Raw genomic sequence first — 19,591 nt, 5'->3', positions numbered from 1 at the left:
TACGCCATATAGCAAAACAGAATGGGCAATTGGAACCCAATTTCTGAATACACTTTTGATTAATTGCGTGTCAATTGTGAGTAGTCTATTGCTAACCAACTACAATAAGTAGTAAAGGGCGAACGTCATATCCGACATTATATCGTGCTTGTTCTTATATGTACTAAATGGTGATTACCTACGTCAGAACGCTCATTATAATGAGCTATGATAGTCAGTATCTGAATATCTGATATGGTAACGGAGTTCCCGTAATAGTCCGAGTTAGGGAAAGCCTAACACATGGCGAAGGGGAACAGCTTATCAAGTCTAACTAATATTGGGAAGGAGCGCGAGGCTCTATGAGAAGTCCAAACACTGTGTTAGACAGTCTGGCCAAACAATCAAAACGTGAAGATTACAAATTCGAACGAATCTATCGCAATCTGTACAATACTGAATTTTTCCTTATGGCATATTCAAAAATCTATGCTAAAGAAGGTAATATGACGCAAGGTGTAGATGGTCAAACCATTGATGGTATGAGTCTAGAACGAATTGAAAGATTAATAGACAGTCTAAAAAATTTCAGTTATCAACCAAAACCGTCAAAACGGGTATACATCCCAAAGAAAAATGGCGGAAAACGTCCGTTAGGAATCCCATCATTTGAAGATAAACTTGTCCAAGAAGTCGTAAGAATGTTACTCGAAGCAATTTATGAAAGAACCTTTTCTGAAAACTCACATGGATTTAGACCAAAAAGGAGCTGTCATACTGCCCTATCGCAGATTAAAGACAGATTCAATGGAGCCAAATGGTTTATTGAAGGAGACATTAAAGGATTCTTCGACAATATAAATCATCGCAAACTCATCGACATTCTTAGAAGAAGAATTAGCGATGAAAAGTTCATTGACCTTATCTGGAAATTTCTTAAGGCTGGGTATCTTGAAGCTTGGGAATACCATAAAACTTTTAGTGGTACTCCTCAAGGTGGCATTATAAGTCCTATCCTATCAAACATCTATCTAAATGAATTTGATAAATTCATGCTAGACTACAAAAATGGCTTTGATAAGGGAAAAGGTAGAAAACGTCTTAAAGAATACCGGACAAGAGAAGCAAGGCTCTACCGAGCCAATTCTAGATATAAGGATAATTGGAACTCCATGGACGAGGAAGAAAAGGAACAAGCTTTACAACATCTTGATGAGCTAAAAAATCATATGATGGAATTACCGTACAAAGACCCAATGGACAAGGGTTACAAAAGAATCCAATACACACGCTACGCCGATGATTTTATCATAGGGGTTATTGGCAGCAAGGAAGAATGCCAACAAATTAAAAATGACATTAGCGTTTTCTTGGAGGAAGAACTGAAAATTGAACTGTCGCAAGAAAAAACTCTTATTACTCACTCAAGTAAAAGAGCCAGATTTCTCGGCTACGATATAAAAATAAGTCATGACAATAATACAATGAAGTACACAGCTAGTGGACATAAACAAAGAACCAGAACTATGAGCTGTGAGCTATTATTACCTCATGAAGTGTGGAGAAATAAATTAATCGAATACAAAGCGGTAAAAATAGACCCAAAAACCAATGAATGGAAGTCTACCCATAGACCTCACCTTCTTCAGAACGATGACCTAGAAATACTGACCATATATAATGCTGAAATTAGAGGTTTATATAACTACTACAAATTAGCAAATGATGTATACAAATTAGATGGATTTTATCACATCATGCAGTACAGCATGTATAAGACTTTTGCTAATAAGTATAAATGTAGCGTTAAAAAAATCATTAACAAGTTCAGTATTAATGGTCATTTCGCTGTCAAATATGAAACAGCCAAAGGAAACAAAGTCTCGTACTTTTACAAAGATGGATTCAAGAAACAGCAAATCCCATCTACCCTTTACGACATCGATTTATTTTCTAGAACAAGGGACATTATTTACAGCCGAACGAGCCTGATCGATAGATTGCTCGCTAATCAATGTGAATGGTGCCTTAAAACTGATGTAGTACTAGAAATACATCATATCAAGAAGTTAAAAGACCTAAAGGGTAAGAAACAATGGGAAAAACGTATGATTGAACGGAATCGCAAAACTATGGCGCTATGTGAAAAATGCCATGTAGATTTGCATAATGGAAGGCTAGATTGATAAGTGGAGAGCCGTATACGCTGAGAGGTGTACGTACGGTTCGGAGGGGAGTTCTTGGAAACCTACCATAGCAATATGGTAAGGCGCCGGGTTCTTACCCTACTTCATGCCCGCTACGTGGGTTGGATGGAAATATAACATTGGTGGAGGACTTGTAAGTTCTAGTGTTGATATTACTAGTCTTTCTGTAATAGCTAGTGGTCGAGGATATGGTAGAGATGGGGATGGCGATGGGAAGGCAGATCCGTGGAGTGTCGCAGATGCTATTCATACCGCTGCTTATTATCTATCAAAGAATAATTATGGCGCTGACGCAAGAAAAGCTATCTGGCAATATAATCACGCAGATTGGTATGTTGATAAAGTTTTAGCTAATGCTGAAAAATTTAGAGCAGAGGCTGTGTACAAACCTGCTGAGGGTGATATGCCTCCAATGACTGCAGGAGCCTTTATGCGACCTACAACTGGCTCTGTTACATCAGGATATGGTCCGAGATGGGGTAAGTTTCATGGTGGGGTAGATATTGCTAAGGCTGGAACAGTTCCCGTTGTATCCGTTGCAGATGGGGTTGTAGTTCGTTCCTATGTATCTTCTTCTTATGGAAACTGCATCATTATCAGACATAATGTTGAAGGACAACAATACGAAACTCTATATGCTCATTTACGAGATAGAGCTGTACAAACGGGAGCAACCGTAACAAAAGGACAGTTTATCGGGAATATGGGGAATACAGGAGACAGTACAGGGCAGCACCTTCACTTTGAAATACACAAAGGTAGTTGGAATGTTTCGAAGTCTAATAGGATGAACCCGGTATTATTTATTCAGTTTTAAAATTGATAGAGCTTGGATATTTCAAGCTCTATCCTTTTCTGTTCTATGTCTTAATATTGGAGTGATTGAATGCAAACGATAATAAAGATTAGTAGTATCTTCGCTATTATAGTTGGCGTGATAGCTTTGCTATTATGGTATTCCTATGGTCAAAAAGATGTGGAAATGCTTAATTTAGTTTCAGCAAAAGAACAAGTATTGTCGGATATAAAAACAGTAACCTCGGAGGAAGAGAGAGTTTACAAGTGGTTAAGTTCTAAAAATGTGGATACCGGTTATTTAGATAGTCATGATGAAGGAGTAATTGCCCATTATAGACAGAAAAAAGGGGTAGTGGAGTTTCTCTTTGCGACTATACTTATGAAGGACGTAGACCTTTTTATTCAAGCCTTTCAACCAGAAGTAATATCAAGTGATCTATTTAAAGTAGATACAGTTGATAAGAATGAAGTAGGATTAACCTTGATAAACAAAATATCAAGGGATGGTAAACTAACGAAAGTAGGATATGAAACGGAAAAAGGTGTGTTTGGTATAGAAGGTGATGAAGCTCTTGTAACTCTCATATATTCAGATGGCTTAGAAGTGACTATACTCCTTACTTTTGAAAGTGCCGGAACTCAACATGAACATGGTGATGATGCAATTTACTCCATTACAACTTCTGCCTGGGATATGATAAATATTATTGAAAACTCTAAATAAGCTATAAACCCCATCATAATGATTATGATGGGGTTTATTAGTCTCCAAAAACTTCTAGCTTTGCTTTTTTCCAACTACCAAACTTTCTATGATAGGTGGCTGCATTAGGCAAACCATGTTCAATGGCATATTTATTCCATTTCCCCATACTAGAAAAATGCTCGAAATTTCTTTTAGCAATTTTTATTAACTCTTCTTTGGAATAGTTGTATTTAATCTCTTTTGGTACAATCTCTTTCACTTCTTGCAACGAGAGATACCTTCTGATTGTTTTATACGTAGGTAAACTATGTTCTTTCGCATACTTATCCCATTCGGTACGGTCTTTATATTCAGTTCCATGTTCTTTTAAGACAGAAATCATTTCTTCCTTTTTTTCTTCTGCTGAAGGGTATGGTGTTGAATATGACAAATTCAACTTATCCTTTACAGCATTCCATGAGCCAAAATAGGCAATATAAGTATAACCGTTCGGTATGTCATTTTCTTTTGCATATTTATTCCAACGTTCGATTGTAGTAAACATATCTAAATGTTTTGAAGCGATCTCGATTAATTCAGTTTTCCTATCAGTATCTTTTAGACCTAATTCCTCTTTCAACATGGTCCAACTTCCAAAAACAGATATTAGTGATTGAGAAGAAGGGAGTGTATGCTTCTTAGCATACAAATCCCATTGCCTTACAGTTGTAATATGCTTTTTATGTTTTTCTAATATTTTTTTAAACTCTTCTTTCTTCACGTTGTTCTCCTTCCCACTTTATTGCACTTCCGTTTTTCATTAAAGCAATCATATCCGCATTACTCGCAGAATATTTAACTAACTCACGCATAACATGTGGATATTGAACACTATCAACGGTTTCAGATAAACTAGCCAACCTTTCAAGGTTATATAAATAGCGCTTTTGGATATAGTCTGTATATTCAATATAGGCACGAACCTGACCATAAACTTTAAATTGATTATCGAAATGAACTCGTTTTTCTTCTTTTATTTCATAAATTTTTTCGATTGATGAAAGAGGTACTTTGTTATATTCACCTTTCTTTTGTTCATTTGTTACTTTCATTTCTTTTACAAACTCATACTTATCCGTTTCTAAAAACTCCAAACGCAATCCATCAAAGTATTTTTCGGTAATTTCTTGAGAACTATGAAAAAGTTGGCTGTAATCAAAGTCATCTAAAGCATTATTAACAGAGATGGGTTGTGATTTCCAATAATAAGGAGATGGAACAAGCATATAAACTTTTTCATCTTTCGTAATTCCGATTAAAAAGTTATCATCACCTTTCATAGGTAGACGATTCAAGCGTAAAAAAGCTTCATCTAGATTTACTTCATTTGGCCATAAACCTCTAATAAAACTAATTAATTTTCTATCTAATCTTCTAACAAACGCTAATCGTTTTTCTTCTGCCCTTGCTTTTCTTTCAGCATACCCCTTTGGATTCAACCATCGGTACATACGAATAATAATATGTTCGATTAATATTATAGGGGATAACACTGCATACAATGCCCCTTTAAGTGGGAGAATTAATGTATACCGTAATAACCATTTAAGAAATGGATTTTGATTTACAGCATAAACAATTCCACATACGATAAAAAATAGTGCTAAAAGTGCAACCCCGATCACTGCAAGTGTTAAACATAAAGCTATAAAAAATCCTATTACACGTAATAACGTCATTTCGGAAGCACCTTCGTAAACAAGACCAATCTTGTCTGCAAAACTGATAACTCCTATATTCGTCAATAAAGGATGGATAATATCATTCCACTTCCAAACGCATAAAATAACTAATCCAATTCCAAACAACCCCGCTAAACCTGTGTCTTTTCCTCTGTCATAACTCATTTTAGCTTCAGCAGCCCAAAGTAAATCTCTTAACATGTTCATTCACCACCATTTTTCATGTAAATTATATATAACAAAATCAAATGACATTACACTTTTTGATATTATAATTATATAATTAATTGCAAAAAAAGTCAATATTTTAGTGAATTATTTTGGTTAAGGATACGTGTTTTTACAGCATTTACCGTATATAATGAGTATATTAGTGTTCGGGACACCAATTTGAGAGAAAGGGGAGCACAATGCCTCGATTAGATGGTACGGATACATTTAGTGAAATGCTTATTATCGAATCCCAAAAAGGAGTTAAACCAAAGGGGTTAGTTGAAAGACATCATATCACCATAGATCAAGCCAAAAGAATTTCTCGTTATGCTAATTATTTAGTAAAAGTAGAAGGGGAAATATCAGTATCAGCCTTTGAAAAAATGAAATCGTTAGGTTTAAAATCTCTTGTTTTTGCTCCTTTAATCAAAGAATCTGATTTTAAAGGCTTGGAAGAGGTCTTACAGGCTTCTTTTCCAACTATGAAACGTGATACCCTTGCTACACTTATTAAAGCATTAGGGGAAAAAAGAGAGAGGATTGAGCAATTTGAAAAGGAAGTATCAAGTAAATTATCCTGGTTAGAACGAAAGGAAAAAGACCTAAGTGATAAAGAAAATGAGATTGATAAACTACAAAAGAAAATACTAAAACAGTATTCGTTTATAAAAAAGTATGATAAAGTTGTGCAAACCTTTTTTCTAGAACATATCGGATTCTCAAATCCTCGTGATGAATATCAAAGAATGAATCATGAGCCTAAACTCTGCTTATCGAGAAGAATAGATTATAGATGGCAAAAGAACTTACGTAAAAAAGGAATTTTGGAATACTCTGAACAAAATTATGTTTACTATATAAAAGATTTAAATGCACTAGCTGAAGATTTACAACTTCGTATAAAAAGGGGATGGCCTATTTATTGGGATGAAGAGAAGGCGTATAAGATTACAGGTTACTCATACCATAGTGATTCTTTTCGTAATGCAGAGGGTCTTTCTTCTGATTTCCATAGTGTAATGGCACAGGTCAATGAGGATAGAGAAAAATTAAAGGAACAGAAAAAACAATTGCAAAAAGAAATTCGTTCATTAAAAAAGAAATCCCCTAAATCCTTTATCGAAAAAGTACATATAACCAACTATTTATCAGATAGTGAGCTAGAGATACATGGGAAACTACAAGATAGAGTAATGCGATTCCTCTATGATAAAGGATATGTCGTAGCATCTGAATTTACTTTGGAAAATAAAAAAAGAGTAGATGTAATTGCATATGATCCAGCTACCGAAAAGATAATCGTGGTGGAAGTAAAAGCTTCACGTAATGACTTTATCCAAGATACCAAATGGGATACTTATTTAACATACTGTGACGAATTCTACTTTGCCCTCGAAAAAAAGCAAAGACGGTCGATTAGTTTAGATGATAAAAAGTCAAAAGCAGGGTATTGGGTGATTGATAAAGGGAATTTACACGTTGAGGAACATTCTGATTGCAAATTACAATGTCAGGCTAATGGAAATAGAAAAGAAACGATAATAGGGATAAATCGTTTTTTATCAAGGAAATACATTCAAGGGTTTTAATCGGAAAAATGTTGAAATTTAGGGAAAAACATTGATATAGATATAGTCTGAATAGTATAATTAGGTATACAATTAAAAACGGCTAATAGGAGTACCCTACAAAGCAGAAAAATGCACTATAGCTTTTTATTAAAAGCTATAGGTGCAACTGTTTTGGGGTACTCCTTTTTGTTTTGAAAAGAAAGGGAGGTTGGAAAGCTTGGATACACAGCTAAATTCAATTCTCTGCACCATGTTAAGGTATCAAGAGAATTATGATTATTTAACCGGTTTACCTAACCGATTGCATTTAGAATCATACTTAACCGAAGCAATCCACCGAGCAAATAAAACTAACATGATCTTAGCTGTTATCTCAATGGATATTAATCGGTTTAAGGATATAAATGACATTAAAGGGCATAGTTTAGGTGACGATATAATTAAGAGCGTTTCCAGTCGATTAAAAGCCATTCTTGGTAATAACGTTCTCCTTGTAAGACCAGGGGGAGATGAATTTTTTATTGTTCTTGAAAATTTGATGGATAAAAGAAGCATTGAACTCACTGTTTCCAAAATTATTCGTTCATTTGAAACACCTTTTACAATCAAGAAAGAAACTTATTATTTAAGTATGAGTATTGGTATCAGCTTATATAAAGAACACAGTGAAAGTGTAGAAACTCTCATTTGCTTTGCGGAATTAGCAATGTACGAATCAAAAAAGTCTGGAACGGGTTTTGAGTTTTTCCAGCCTCATATGCGGACCTTTACAGATGAACATTTTCATATTGAATTACAATTAAGGCAAGCATTAGAAAATAGAGAAATAGATTTATACTTTCAACCTAAATACTCGCTTATGACGGGGCTTATAACAGGGGCAGAAGCTCTTATTCGGTTGAGGAATAATAAAAGGGTTTCACCCGCTGATTTTATTCCTATTGCCGAAAATACGGGGTTAATTCATCAGTTAGGCGAAATAGTGCTAAATAGGGCATGTGAAGAAGTTAAAAAGTGGAATGCAATTAGTGTGTATCCGTTAAGAGTGGCCATTAACTTTTCAGCTCGTCAGTTCCAGAAACCGGGTATTACGAAAAAAATAATTAAGATAATTGAAGTTCATCAGGTGCCTACTTCATGGTTAGAGATAGAAATAACCGAAAGTTTACTCTTATCACAAGATGCTGTTAAAGAATTGAGAACCCTTCAAAAAATGGGATTTCATATTGCAGTCGACGATTTTGGTACGGGTTATTCCTCGCTTAGTTATATAAAGGGTTTACCGATTCAAACATTAAAGATAGATAAATCCTTCATTAATGACATTCAAGAAGATGGCAGCAATGCAGAAATTACAAGCATTATTTTAAAACTTGCAGAAAAGCTAGGTTTAAATGTAGTAGCAGAAGGAGTAGAGAAAGTACATCAACTGGAGTATCTAAAGAAACAAGGTTGCCAAGAGGTACAAGGTTATTTATTAAATAAACCTATAATCGCAAGCGAATTTTTAGCTCTTATAAGTGAGAGTGGAGTGATTGGCTATAATGAACAATCTATGTAATGGGACTGTGATGGTTTAGGGAAAAGGACCACCCTCGGAGGTGGAAAGGAGTAAGAGAGGTAGGGCTTACTCTACCTAGACTGTATAACATTTATCATATTATCAAATGTTAAGTATACGGAAAGCGTACCTTTAAGTTGAATATTGAATTCGATTTCTATTAATATTATAAAAAAATATAAAAAAGTGGGGTCGTTCATGGATCACTTAGGTTTATGTTTACGGATCGAAAAACTGGTAAAGAAAAGCCTGGGACTTAATTTATTGAAAGAATCGAACATCAATCATCTTAGTGGTTTAATCGAAGTAGATGGGATCATTAATAAATGTGGATTCGCTGCGCTTTGCTCAGGCCTAACACCACATTATATTAACAACTCTACAGAAGAACAAAAAATATTGATTAACCAATTCATAAATAAATATAATTGGTTGCCATCTCTTGATGAAACAAGGTATTGGGAAGTTCTGGAAGATGCCTGTAATGATTATGAAGAGCTACTTAAAGAATTAAATATTATTTAGGAGTATAAAAAAGACGAGAGGAAATGCTCGCCTTTTTTTATTCCGCATTATCTATTTGTTTTCTCATTTCCTTTAATGTTGAATTCATGTAAATAGATGTGGTTTTAGGATTGGAATGCCCTAGTTGATGCTGGATCACATGTAAAGGGACTCCACTTTCAGCCAATTTAGTAGCATAAGTATGTCTTAATTTGTGAGGCGACACCTCTTTTTGATTATAAGCCATCGTATACTTGTCTAGAAGGTTCTGTATGGCTCTAACAGACATTGGATTGCATTTACCCCTATGAAGTGTTAAAAACATCGTTTCTTCGTCCCCTGTAGCTTTATAGCGTTGTTTTCTGACACTTAGGTATCTTTCAAGGTAAGGGATAGCCAATTTCTTTAGTGTGATGGTATCTTTTTTATTTCCTTTTCGAATGACCTTCATATAGCGTTCTTCAAAATCAATATCCAATACTTTAAGACTGGCAGCTTCACTTACTCGAACACCGCTTGCTAAGAATAGGGATATGATGGCTAAATCTCTATCTTTATCACGTTTAAAGTATTGAATTTGCTTATTTGTAATCCTGCTTTGATACTCATTTTTGATAAAATCAAGCAATCTTAAATCATGATCATTATGTAAAATTTTATCTGCCATGTTATTTTCTTTACTTTTTTCAGTTTCTTTATCATCTAAAAGGTCTATTTTCGTCATAACATTTCGATAGAAATAGCACTCACCATCATCATCCTCCGTTTGCGTTGTTAGGTATCGGAAGAGTGATTTTAGAGCTGAGATTTTACGATTAATGGCTTTAGCATTGTTTTTAGTTCGTAAGTTTAAGTGACGAATATAAGCTTCAACTTGTTTCTTCCGTAAATTCTCTAAGAAGGAGAGAGGAACATTCTTAATGGTTGTAACTAATTCATCTTCATCATTTAATACTATTTTATTTTTAATGGCCCAATTAAAGAAATGCTGATACTCTCGTACATAAGCAAGGAGGGTAGAGGGGGATTTGCTTATGGATTTATCCTCTACAAATTCATTAATATATTCTGGCAACTCCTTTACTAAATCGAGTAAACGGGTGAGATGTACTTGTTTTTCTCTTGTTAGTTCTTCCAAAAACATTTCACTCCTTTTCAATGTCGAAATTTGTCGTTAAAACGGATTTTAACGAATAGTTATATTATCATACATTTTTATGTTTTCTCATTGAAAATCTAAATCCTACAACAAACATTAGAATAGAAAAAGGTATTCCTAGAAAAAATGGTAATCCAAATCCCACCAGTAATCCAAGTGCTGCTGCAAGAATACCCCAAATAATACTTATAACCATAGAATATATTTTATAAACTTTTGGCTTTCTCATAAAAACAACCAAAATTATAAAAAGAGGGATAACTATAGCTGGTGAAAATGAAATGATACTTTCCGAATATAGATATGCTAATAAAGCAAAAGTAATTATTCCTAAAAGTCCGAGTTCCTTTCCTACAAAACGACGATTAATCAAAGTACTCCTAGCTTCTAAAATGCCTTCCTTAACAGTTTGTGTGTTATTATTCATATAAAATTTCTCCTTTTAGTTTCTTTCTTTATTAATAATTTTCCTATTATTATAGATTATACCAAACACACATTCTCCTAGTCTATTCAATTATTCGTTAAATTACCATTTACCGTGATGGTTAAGAGTCAAAAAAAAGAGGTATTTTCTCCCCCTAATTTATATAACAGTAGATATTACGAAAATATAGTCCTATTTCGATTTATTGTTTTCTAAATTATCCATTGCCAATTTCAGTACTTTTTCATATGCTTTCGCTTCTAAGTCAATTAACAATTCATTAACATAGTTATATAATTCTTTTGAATTGAAAATGGGAATGGTTAATCGATATTGAAGCACATAATTACTTGATATTAGAGTTAATTCATCTATCTCCTTTAGTTTTTCTTCCTTATCAAATAATGATTTTAACTCCTTTAAAACATGATTTAATTTCAATGGATTATCCCAATCATCACCATATATATAAATATTAAGTAAAGCTCCGTCTTCATTTACTTCTTCTATAACTATTGAGGGGCATTTAAGTTTAGAACTAATGATACTTGTTGCAGTAGGTAATAAAAAAGGAAATTCCTGTTTTGGTAGAGTCCTTATATCGATTTCTTTTAAAATATCCATTGGAAGAACATAACCCCTAATAAACATTGAATCTGTATATTCCAGTTTAATTCCCTTGAAATAAAGATTCTCATATTCATCCAAATTAAATAAATGCCCCATTTTTTTGTTTCTTTCTTCGAGTATTACTTTTCCAAAAAACTCTTCAAGAGTATATGCTCCTTCTTTTATATCCTCAAAGACATGTTTAGAAAATATACCTGTTTTATCTTCAAGTTCATATATTCCCTCTATTATCCAATGTGGTTCATTAAATGGGTGAGAGAATAATCCTTCAAAAATATCATGCACTAAAGTACTACTTATTCCTTCAATTTTAGTTTTTTCTTCTTCATAAAATAGCCACTTCGAATATAAGTATTTAATTATTTCCATTTCACTTAAACTTTCATCAAGGTCATCATAAAACCATTCATCTGGTATATTTATCACTTTAGAACGTATTTCGTTTAATTGCTTTTTAGCTTTGTGAAGCATTTTGTTAGACTCTTTTATATACTGTATTAGTTCATTTTTCATTACAATCATCCCTTGCTAAACGATATGTTTTGCTCAAAAATTTTACTCACCGTGCTTATAAATTAGTGTTCGTAATAATAACAAACATTAAAATGGCCTAGATTTAACAAGGAATGCTAGATGCCTGCTTTTCTAATAAAGACCATTCACGTTAAAATCTTGATTTATTTTATATCTGGCTGATTCAACATCGACATTATCTAAACAGCAAATCATATAAGGCTGCTCCAAATCATAATCTCCTACTGTTATCTCAAAAGCATATTTCTCATAATATTCAATTAGTAGATTAATGGAACGTAATATATCTCTTTTCTTCCCTCGATATCGCTCTTTCCCAATATCTTTAGGATAGGGTTTGATCAAAATATGATTTAAATGAAGTCTTTGTAAATATCTTAAAGCCATTGAAAACATTACATTTGATATTTTGTGATCTTGAAATAGGGGATTTATCTCTATCTCAGTCATAAAACCAATGGTATCATCTGAATCTACTGTTACAGTTCTAGTTTGAGATTCTTCGGATTCATAATCTGTATATGGGATATTAATAGCATAAAGAGCATGATAAAGTTCATCATACTTTTTGTCGTAACCGCCATACCCTTTAAAAAAGTCCTTATTAGTAATAAAAACTTTAGATTCTCCGTACTTTTCATTGTTAAATGATTTACCATCTATAAAAGTTCCTGAAACAAAGAAATTAAAATCAAGTGTTGTTATTCTGCTTTCAAAATCCATCTTCATATTTGCTTCGGGATACATAGCAAATAGACTCTTAAAGCGTTTACCAAAGTCGTCTCTATATCGAATAAGCATAATAGATTCCCCTATTGTTTTTAGTTAAAACAAACTTAACTGACCAATTTCACTCGGTAATTCTTTCTTTTCAAATTCTACATTGCCTGGCAATTCCCCTTTTATTACGAAAAACACATTATTTTCAAAAATTTCACTTTCGATACCATCCATAAATGTTTTTATAAAAACAGCTACAAGTGGATAGATTTTAAGTTTTCCAGTGGAATATGATTCCGCACTAGATCCATTATCAATTAAATATTTGCATAAGTCGTTTAAATTAAATGACTTATTCCTTTTAAGATAATCTTTTATAAGTTCTGTTTCTTTATATGAAAGCATCCTTAATCCTCCTTACCCCTTTTATTTTTTTGGGAACCATTTATTCCATAAGTCTCGGAATAATGGGTTACGTTTAATCATGACCACATAACCAAAAGCTAAAATGACAATGGAGATTGGCTTTATTGGTTGTTTCAAGACGATATTAGCGATTAGAACATATGTTAAAACTACAGGAAAGCAGATTCCTAATATATTTATGTATAGCATTAATTTTTTAAAATCCATAATTTATACCTCTAATTTGGGAAAATTTTATGTATCGATTAAAATATACCACTCATAACTCTCTTCTGCTTTCATAATAATCAATATAGACAAAAAGCCGAGGATAAGTCCTACGGCTTAAATAATTATAGTATTTAATCAAGCTGCAACATTTGTTTGAGAGGTTTTAGGATTAAGACCATATTTGTTATCTTCGTCACTATCTAAACACTCGAACACTAATAAAATGATACTTCCGACAAATGGCACGAAAGAGATCAAAATCCACCAACCGCTTTTCCCAACGTCATGTAACCGACGAACAGTTAGAGCTAAAGCCGGTAAAATAACAGCTAATGAATACAATCCAGTTAGTAACCCAGGAATACCAATTAATGTGTCTACAATCAATAATGTTATAAGTGCAAGAGTATGTATGAGATAAAACATCCAATATTCTTTTCTTCTTGCTCGACCGTTAAAATTAACATAATTTTTTAATACTTTTAAATACCATTGCATAAAATACACCTCTTAATTATTTTTATTCTTCACTACATTAGTTAATAACTATCCTACTGCTTTAAACGCCTTGTTTTTTTATTCAAATCACCTCCTTTTTACCTAAACCAAAATTTATTAATGTAAATTAGTTTCCTCTAATCAATAAATTATTCTCCATTAATCAACCAACTATTCACTAAATCCCCTTGTAATTGCTTATTTTCTAAGTAGGTGGTACGTAAATAATCCTTATCGATCTCATCATTGTTCGCCATATCTATGGCATCCAAAAACAATTGATGAATGCCGTTAAGCTGAATAACAAGATTTTGACGAACATCACTAAATGATGGGTCTATTTCATGTTTTTCAACATCATTTATAAGTTTATTAGAGTCGTTAATAAGACTTTTCATGATAGTTTTAAATTGATCCGTAGATACATCACCAGTATAAAGTCCATCTACAGAATCATTAAAAACTGCTAATGACTTATTAGAACTTTTGATAACTGAATTGAAATAGTTGTCAAACTCTTCGCTGCTTACGTCACTTTCAGATTCTTCTTGCTGTTGTTGTTTGGCTCCCGGTGGAATAGGACCATTGGAAGCTTGTTTTTTAGATGAACATCCAGTAAGTAATAGAAAAACCAATAGAATACAAAAAATCGTAAATAACCGTTTCATATTTTCCTCCTAAATTCTATATAACCTTAATTTATTTGTTCTCTCTTACCTTCTGATAGCATATTTAAAAGTCTATCAAGTTCTTGACTAACCTTTATCGTCTTAGGATCAGTAAGTCCTTCCTGTAACCCTATCCGAATCATTAAATTTCGTGTAGACTCTATATAATTCAATAAATCAAATCCAGATGTTTTATTCAATGTAGACACTCCTTTTGAGTCAAAGACCTTTTTTATTTTGTCGCAGTCCACATAGATTCAAAATAAGAAAAAGTAGGGCTAGGTGGATTAGAACATCTTTCTTTTAATTTGTATTTCTTATGACTTACCACAGTTCTTTCATTTTCAAGCTCTAATTTAACAGCGTCATTAGTGGTTAACTCGACAATCACAGAGTTTTCTCGTAAAGAAACAACTGTACCAATAAATAGAGTATCATTTCTTTCAAATTGAATAACATCTCCAACTAAAGCATACTTATTAGGATAAAGTGTTTTCTTTTTCATTTTAAAATCCTCCCAAAGAAAAAACCCCACGAATAAAGAAAGTCCTCTTATAAAGGTCATTCTCATTATCCGTGGGGTTCTCCCATTCTATTAATATTAAATTATAATTTGAATTGTTAAATAAACGAAAAGTAACTTCTTTAAGAATAACATTTTTTGACTTATAGGTAAACCCTTCTTGCCTATTTTACTATATCGGAAAATAAAAAAAGGATTGCCGACGGCAACCCTATGCAATACTAACATTCTCAAATAAATTGATTTGCTGATTATTATAATAATTTTCGAGATTCATCAAGAATTTCAAATTCTGACGAATGATCTCCGTTGTGGTCATTTCTTCTGGAGCCTTTACTCTTCTCCCGTTTTGAAGAAAAATTTGTCTTTGTTTAGCTGATTTGCGACTATTTAAAAAAGCAGAAGTATCAGTTGAGGTAAAAGGGAAATGAAGCAACATCTCTCCATCCGCTCCACCTAAAAAATGAAAATTTATATCTTTGAATAGATTAAAGACTTTCTCCAATTTTTCTCTTACAATATGCTTTCTATTCGAAAGAAATGGAACAATCCCACCACAGCCAACTAACTCATACTCGCCATCATCTATTAGTTTTTGAAGAGAATCCAACGAATCTGTAAACTGCCATACTGGATAAATATTCGCACCAGGACAAAGACTTTTTAATTTACTGAAATTACGTTGAGTAGCCGCAGGACAACCTATCACATCGAGGTTAAAAAACCCTAATATTCGTGGATGGTCTTTGTACGTATTTATAAAAGCAGCATACTCTTCTACGCTTATCATGGGAATTTCATTTACGTCAAATAACTTCAATTGATAAGCTTCATTTTGTTCTATACGTTCTCGTTTTTGTTTCATAGCTTTTTGACCTTGCTTGAATACGCTATAAGCACCACTATCAATGACACAATACCAATCCTCATTTTCTAAAATACTTATAAAATTGGAATGTCTGATATGGAAATAGTTAAATAAAAGGTAGTTACCTCCCAATTCCTTGTATATCTTTCTGACTGCTGGATCTCGTTCTAATCCAGAGCCTATGAATCGAGTACCTTTTAAAGTTAATCTCAGTAAACCGTGTTTTAATTTTTTAACATATGCTCTTCCCTCAAAAATCTTAAAAAGGAGTCCTAATAAGGCACTTGTGTAATTACTATAAGACTCTAGACACTTTCTTGTAGCAGTTCTTTTATGAAACGTGTAATAAATTGCTAATCTTAGTTTTTTTCTAGAAAGAACTAGACCTTTCTCACTTTTATTTGTTTTAATCACAATACAATCTTTCTGAATGTCCGTTACCATGTTCATTTGACCTGTAACAGTTGAGAAAAATCGTGATTTCTTCAATTCTCTAATAAATCTTCTTTCTTCATTTCTAGCATTAATTTCATATTGTTTTATCATGTGTCATACACCCTTAACGTTTAGTTCTTGAAATAAAAAAAGCTACTGGAACAATAAAACATTCCAATAGCTTTTGACTCTCATAGTTTGTTTGATTTATCTAATCTCATTTTTTAGTTCTACTTAGAATTCGATAAACAACCACAATAATAAGTGCTAGAACTCCAAGATTTAGTCCTTGCCATAACATATCAGCAACGTTCATAATATCCCTCTTTTCTGTTAAAATACTATTCTTTAATAAGACTCCGCAAACTTAGCAAACTCTTCATCAGGAAAGGGACTCATTAAATACATTTCTTTCATATCAAAACGAATTTCGAAGAATAACTCAAATTTCACCATCAAAATCATTGCAATCATCTTCTTTTATGAAATATGTGTTATATTCACCACTTTTTTTTATAAATTCGCTTAAATATTCCATAACATCAATAGTATCTGTTACGTTCGTGTCGCTTGGGTTGTCTTCTGCTAATACTTCATATATTTCAGTCAACTCTTCGTTTATTTCAACACCTTCATTACGTGCTGTGTAATAAAGAGCCTTGAAGATGATATCAGCTTGTATAACAGTGATCGGTTTCTTCATTTTTGTTTTCCTCTCTTTGGCACATTTATTGTCTAGTATCTCGCAATATGGGTCTAGCGAGTAATATCCTCGTATTGTTTAGTAATTCTTTGTTTTAAAGGCATCTGATTTAAGCCAATGTGCTTGCGCTTCTTTCAATTCGTTAGCTGTATCTTTATAGCCCATCAACAATGCAGAAAGTATGATTAGCTTATTTCCTAAAAAGAATAAAATATCGGCAATATATATTCTAATCATCATATCTCCACTCCTTCGTAATAATCGTCTAATAAGTAGCAGCAAACTCAGCGAATCTCTTTTTAAATAACTCAAACTGTTCAAAAGAAAAATGATGGTCAATGTCACGATTGGATTCCCGAAGAGATATTTCCGTTAAAATGGCTGTCATATTCTCAATTGGAGTCTGTTCGTATTCCTCTAACCATTGTCCCATTTGTTCCTCAGAACACCAGCTAACAGTAATACTTTCAAATTTGTAATAGCGCTGTGTAAGGTCATCTTTCTTATAAAACCCATATTCCTGTAGGCTATCTTCACTACTAGAATCATTAATAAGTAAGAGTGAACCGTACTCAAAGTACTGTTTCGGGATTTGAGTTTGATTTACCAAGATATAGGCTAGTTTTTCCGCTTCCTCTCCTGTATTAAGTTGGTTTAATAATTGTTTCATTTGAAACACCCTTTCTAAAAGTTTTTTTAAAAATATAAAAAAGACAAGTAACAAAAATAACCCTTTTTTGCTAGTCGTCTTAACACACGCGCATATGGTTTAATCATGTCCCAAGCAACAAAAAAGAGCCCTGGACTCATAAGGATACAAAAAGATCCTACATGAACCCAAAGGCTCTCGAAATTTGTTAGGGAACGGCTGACCTTAATTGGTCGCATAAAAAAGAAAAAAAGAAAAATCAATATGACTTTAATATAGCATATTTAATTGAAAATAACTATATTTTGGTCATAGAATTCAACATCTAATTCGAGATTGAAAACTAGTAAAGAATTTGAAAAAGGCCCTAATAACGAAAAAGTTATTAGGTGCCATTATTTATAAAAATAAACTTAATTGTTCCATTCCATTAAAGTCCATTTCTTCTCTTACGTATTCTTTTACATTTTTATTTTCCGTTGAAACATTGGCTAGTAATTCATCTTCATTCGGAAACTCTTTTACGATTTCAAAGTCTTCCACCTTATAGCTGCCTAACCACTTATTTTGCGGAAAACTATTAACAAAGAAGTGAGTACCGCTATTTTGATTAGTAGGACGCAATATATACAGCTCACCCGCTTTTGTATTAAAATTTGGAGTAAGTGCTTTTCCTAATAATCTAGTTTCAAGGTTATCGAATTTATAAAAATTAACTTCCTTTGTTTCAATAAGCATTACTTTAGTTTCAACACTCTGAACGGATTCGACCTTTTGTTTAGGAGTATAATGATTGCGTTGATAACAATGACAATACTCTTTCACTTCTGGATCAACGGCAGCATAATGACATTCAAACTTTCCCATTGAACAACTTGCCCACTGAGAACATGCCCCGAATCCCGATTTCGAAAATCCTAACTTTGTAAAACCCGTTCTATTTGATTTTGGTTCCAATCTATTAACCTCCCATTACCAAGCCGCACAAGGCTTAAATAAGTCTAATATCATTTGGTCATCTTTTGTACTAGCTTTATTAATAAACTCTTGTAATGAAATAGGATTCCCTTTTTCATATTTCATGGTATGTCCCATTTGTTTTTCCATTTCTACTAACCTTTGAAATTCATCAGGATATAGTTCAGCTACTTTTTTCATCTCGGCTGGAGATAAAAAGATACAAAATTTGCATGAACAACGAGAAACGTATTGATAGCATGGATGTGGATCTATTTCTGCCAATCTCATTAATTCCCAAACTTCGTCAGTTAGGAGATGATGGACAGGACGATACCAATCTACATAGCGTTTTTTCGTAGGGGCATTTGCACTCGTATAAACTCTAAATGTACCTTTAGCAAGATTCTGTGACCTTCTTGCACTTTCTTGGGCTCTTTCTCCTGAAAGACATAGGTATTTTCCTGGACCCAAAGAACGCACCCATTTAGCGTACACATCACGCTTTTGATAGCTAGTGCAGAACTGTTGACTAGGAGCAGGCCAAAGTCCTCTTTCTCTAATACGTTCCTCCATACTTTTAGGAGAATGTAGAATAACTAAAGGTAAATCAAGCTTCTCCGCACAATAACGTAAGTATTCATCTGTTTGTTCCCAATCGAATAAAGGATTGGGATTGCGTTCTTCAGAAGAATCAACACGCATGTGGACTAGTTTGATTTTATTCTTTGGTACTTTGTATCCGTAAAGTAACAGCAGCACTAAGGCAATACTATCCTTCCCTCCTGAAAAATTACAATGGAGTGAATCATAGTCTTCAAATGAACCCATTTCGCTAGGTAGTGGTATGGCTAATCTCTCTGCTAATTCCGTTAATTTTTGTGTTTTCATATCTGATATCCCCATAACAAAAGGAGCAAGCGC

23 protein-coding genes are annotated in these 19,591 nt (G+C 33.2%); 6 read left to right on the top strand and 17 right to left on the bottom strand.

Annotated elements, in window-relative coordinates:
* Positions 1-341 precede the first annotated feature (341 nt).
* The 3 genes from AC4GZ8_RS19290 to AC4GZ8_RS19280 all read left to right on the top strand — a co-directional run bounded on the left by AC4GZ8_RS19290 (position 342) and on the right by AC4GZ8_RS19280 (position 3,708).
* Entirely contained in the window at positions 342-2,165 is a 1,824-nt protein-coding gene (locus AC4GZ8_RS19290) for a reverse transcriptase/maturase family protein (RefSeq protein WP_491083528.1), read from the top strand.
* A 106-nt stretch (positions 2,166-2,271) separates the two neighbouring features.
* Positions 2,272-3,003 (top strand): M23 family metallopeptidase, encoded by a 732-nt coding sequence (locus AC4GZ8_RS19285; RefSeq protein ID WP_491083527.1) that lies wholly within the window; start codon positions 2,272-2,274, stop codon positions 3,001-3,003.
* A gap of 69 nt (positions 3,004-3,072) precedes the next feature.
* Positions 3,073-3,708 (top strand): hypothetical protein, encoded by a 636-nt coding sequence (locus tag AC4GZ8_RS19280; RefSeq protein ID WP_491083526.1) that lies wholly within the window; start codon positions 3,073-3,075, stop codon positions 3,706-3,708.
* A 37-nt stretch (positions 3,709-3,745) separates the two neighbouring features.
* Here the strand turns inward: AC4GZ8_RS19280 and AC4GZ8_RS19275 are convergent, their stop codons facing one another.
* Both AC4GZ8_RS19275 and AC4GZ8_RS19270 read right to left on the bottom strand, forming a co-directional pair.
* Positions 3,746-4,450, bottom strand: coding sequence for a hypothetical protein (locus tag AC4GZ8_RS19275; protein WP_491083525.1), 705 nt, complete (start codon positions 4,448-4,450; stop codon positions 3,746-3,748).
* The gene (locus AC4GZ8_RS19270; RefSeq protein WP_491083524.1) at positions 4,431-5,612 is read right to left on the bottom strand and encodes a hypothetical protein; all 1,182 of its coding nucleotides are present in this window, start codon (positions 5,610-5,612) and stop codon (positions 4,431-4,433) included. The genes AC4GZ8_RS19275 and AC4GZ8_RS19270 overlap by 20 nt, the downstream gene beginning before the upstream one ends.
* 209 nt (positions 5,613-5,821) lie before the next feature.
* On the opposite strand from AC4GZ8_RS19270, the gene AC4GZ8_RS19265 reads away from it, so the two are divergent.
* From AC4GZ8_RS19265 to AC4GZ8_RS19255, 3 genes are all read left to right on the top strand, one after another.
* A complete protein-coding gene (locus AC4GZ8_RS19265; protein ID WP_491083523.1) occupies positions 5,822-7,213 on the top strand; it encodes an MmcB family DNA repair protein in 1,392 nt (463 codons plus the stop codon).
* Positions 7,214-7,412: 199 nt separating this feature from the next.
* On the top strand, positions 7,413-8,756 hold the full coding sequence (locus AC4GZ8_RS19260) for a putative bifunctional diguanylate cyclase/phosphodiesterase (RefSeq protein WP_491083522.1): 1,344 nt from the start codon (positions 7,413-7,415) through the stop codon (positions 8,754-8,756).
* A gap of 198 nt (positions 8,757-8,954) precedes the next feature.
* A complete protein-coding gene (locus AC4GZ8_RS19255) occupies positions 8,955-9,281 on the top strand; it encodes a hypothetical protein (RefSeq protein ID WP_491083521.1) in 327 nt (108 codons plus the stop codon).
* A 37-nt stretch (positions 9,282-9,318) separates the two neighbouring features.
* On the opposite strand, the gene xerS is transcribed toward AC4GZ8_RS19255, so the two are convergent.
* The 15 genes from xerS to AC4GZ8_RS19180 form a co-directional block, all read right to left on the bottom strand.
* On the bottom strand, positions 9,319-10,398 hold the full coding sequence (gene xerS, locus AC4GZ8_RS19250; protein WP_491083520.1) for a tyrosine recombinase XerS: 1,080 nt from the start codon (positions 10,396-10,398) through the stop codon (positions 9,319-9,321).
* Positions 10,399-10,465: 67 nt separating this feature from the next.
* Positions 10,466-10,846 carry a hypothetical protein gene (locus AC4GZ8_RS19245; protein ID WP_491083519.1) on the bottom strand — a complete coding sequence of 127 codons (381 nt, stop codon included), beginning with the start codon at positions 10,844-10,846 and terminating at the stop codon, positions 10,466-10,468.
* A gap of 192 nt (positions 10,847-11,038) precedes the next feature.
* Positions 11,039-11,989, bottom strand: coding sequence for a hypothetical protein (locus AC4GZ8_RS19240; RefSeq protein WP_491083518.1), 951 nt, complete (start codon positions 11,987-11,989; stop codon positions 11,039-11,041).
* A gap of 132 nt (positions 11,990-12,121) precedes the next feature.
* On the bottom strand, positions 12,122-12,811 hold the full coding sequence (locus AC4GZ8_RS19235) for a hypothetical protein (RefSeq protein WP_491083517.1): 690 nt from the start codon (positions 12,809-12,811) through the stop codon (positions 12,122-12,124).
* 24 nt (positions 12,812-12,835) lie between these two features.
* Entirely contained in the window at positions 12,836-13,135 is a 300-nt protein-coding gene (locus tag AC4GZ8_RS19230; protein ID WP_491083516.1) for a DUF3895 domain-containing protein, read from the bottom strand.
* A gap of 366 nt (positions 13,136-13,501) precedes the next feature.
* Complete coding sequence (locus AC4GZ8_RS19225; RefSeq protein WP_491083515.1) at positions 13,502-13,864, bottom strand: DUF805 domain-containing protein; 363 nt, start codon at positions 13,862-13,864, stop codon at positions 13,502-13,504.
* A gap of 149 nt (positions 13,865-14,013) precedes the next feature.
* Positions 14,014-14,532 carry a hypothetical protein gene (locus AC4GZ8_RS19220; RefSeq protein WP_491083514.1) on the bottom strand — a complete coding sequence of 173 codons (519 nt, stop codon included), beginning with the start codon at positions 14,530-14,532 and terminating at the stop codon, positions 14,014-14,016.
* Between the two features lie 26 nt (positions 14,533-14,558).
* Positions 14,559-14,732 carry an aspartyl-phosphate phosphatase Spo0E family protein gene (locus tag AC4GZ8_RS19215; RefSeq protein ID WP_491083513.1) on the bottom strand — a complete coding sequence of 58 codons (174 nt, stop codon included), beginning with the start codon at positions 14,730-14,732 and terminating at the stop codon, positions 14,559-14,561.
* A gap of 32 nt (positions 14,733-14,764) precedes the next feature.
* Positions 14,765-15,037 (bottom strand): YkvS family protein, encoded by a 273-nt coding sequence (locus AC4GZ8_RS19210; protein ID WP_491083512.1) that lies wholly within the window; start codon positions 15,035-15,037, stop codon positions 14,765-14,767.
* A 229-nt stretch (positions 15,038-15,266) separates the two neighbouring features.
* Entirely contained in the window at positions 15,267-16,469 is a 1,203-nt protein-coding gene (locus tag AC4GZ8_RS19205) for a hypothetical protein (RefSeq protein WP_491083511.1), read from the bottom strand.
* A gap of 331 nt (positions 16,470-16,800) precedes the next feature.
* Entirely contained in the window at positions 16,801-17,061 is a 261-nt protein-coding gene (locus tag AC4GZ8_RS19200) for a hypothetical protein (RefSeq protein WP_491083510.1), read from the bottom strand.
* Between the two features lie 78 nt (positions 17,062-17,139).
* On the bottom strand, positions 17,140-17,298 hold the full coding sequence (locus AC4GZ8_RS19195; protein ID WP_491083509.1) for a hypothetical protein: 159 nt from the start codon (positions 17,296-17,298) through the stop codon (positions 17,140-17,142).
* A gap of 28 nt (positions 17,299-17,326) precedes the next feature.
* Positions 17,327-17,731 (bottom strand): hypothetical protein, encoded by a 405-nt coding sequence (locus AC4GZ8_RS19190; protein ID WP_491083508.1) that lies wholly within the window; start codon positions 17,729-17,731, stop codon positions 17,327-17,329.
* Positions 17,732-18,109: 378 nt separating this feature from the next.
* The gene (locus AC4GZ8_RS19185; RefSeq protein WP_491083507.1) at positions 18,110-18,667 is read right to left on the bottom strand and encodes a hypothetical protein; all 558 of its coding nucleotides are present in this window, start codon (positions 18,665-18,667) and stop codon (positions 18,110-18,112) included.
* A gap of 15 nt (positions 18,668-18,682) precedes the next feature.
* Complete coding sequence (locus AC4GZ8_RS19180; RefSeq protein WP_491083506.1) at positions 18,683-19,558, bottom strand: phosphoadenosine phosphosulfate reductase domain-containing protein; 876 nt, start codon at positions 19,556-19,558, stop codon at positions 18,683-18,685.
* Positions 19,559-19,591 lie beyond the last annotated feature (33 nt).

This window comes from Metabacillus sp. RB-C-LZQ-3-1, assembly GCF_058315175.1.
This window is presented reverse-complemented; position numbering and strand designations above follow the sequence as displayed.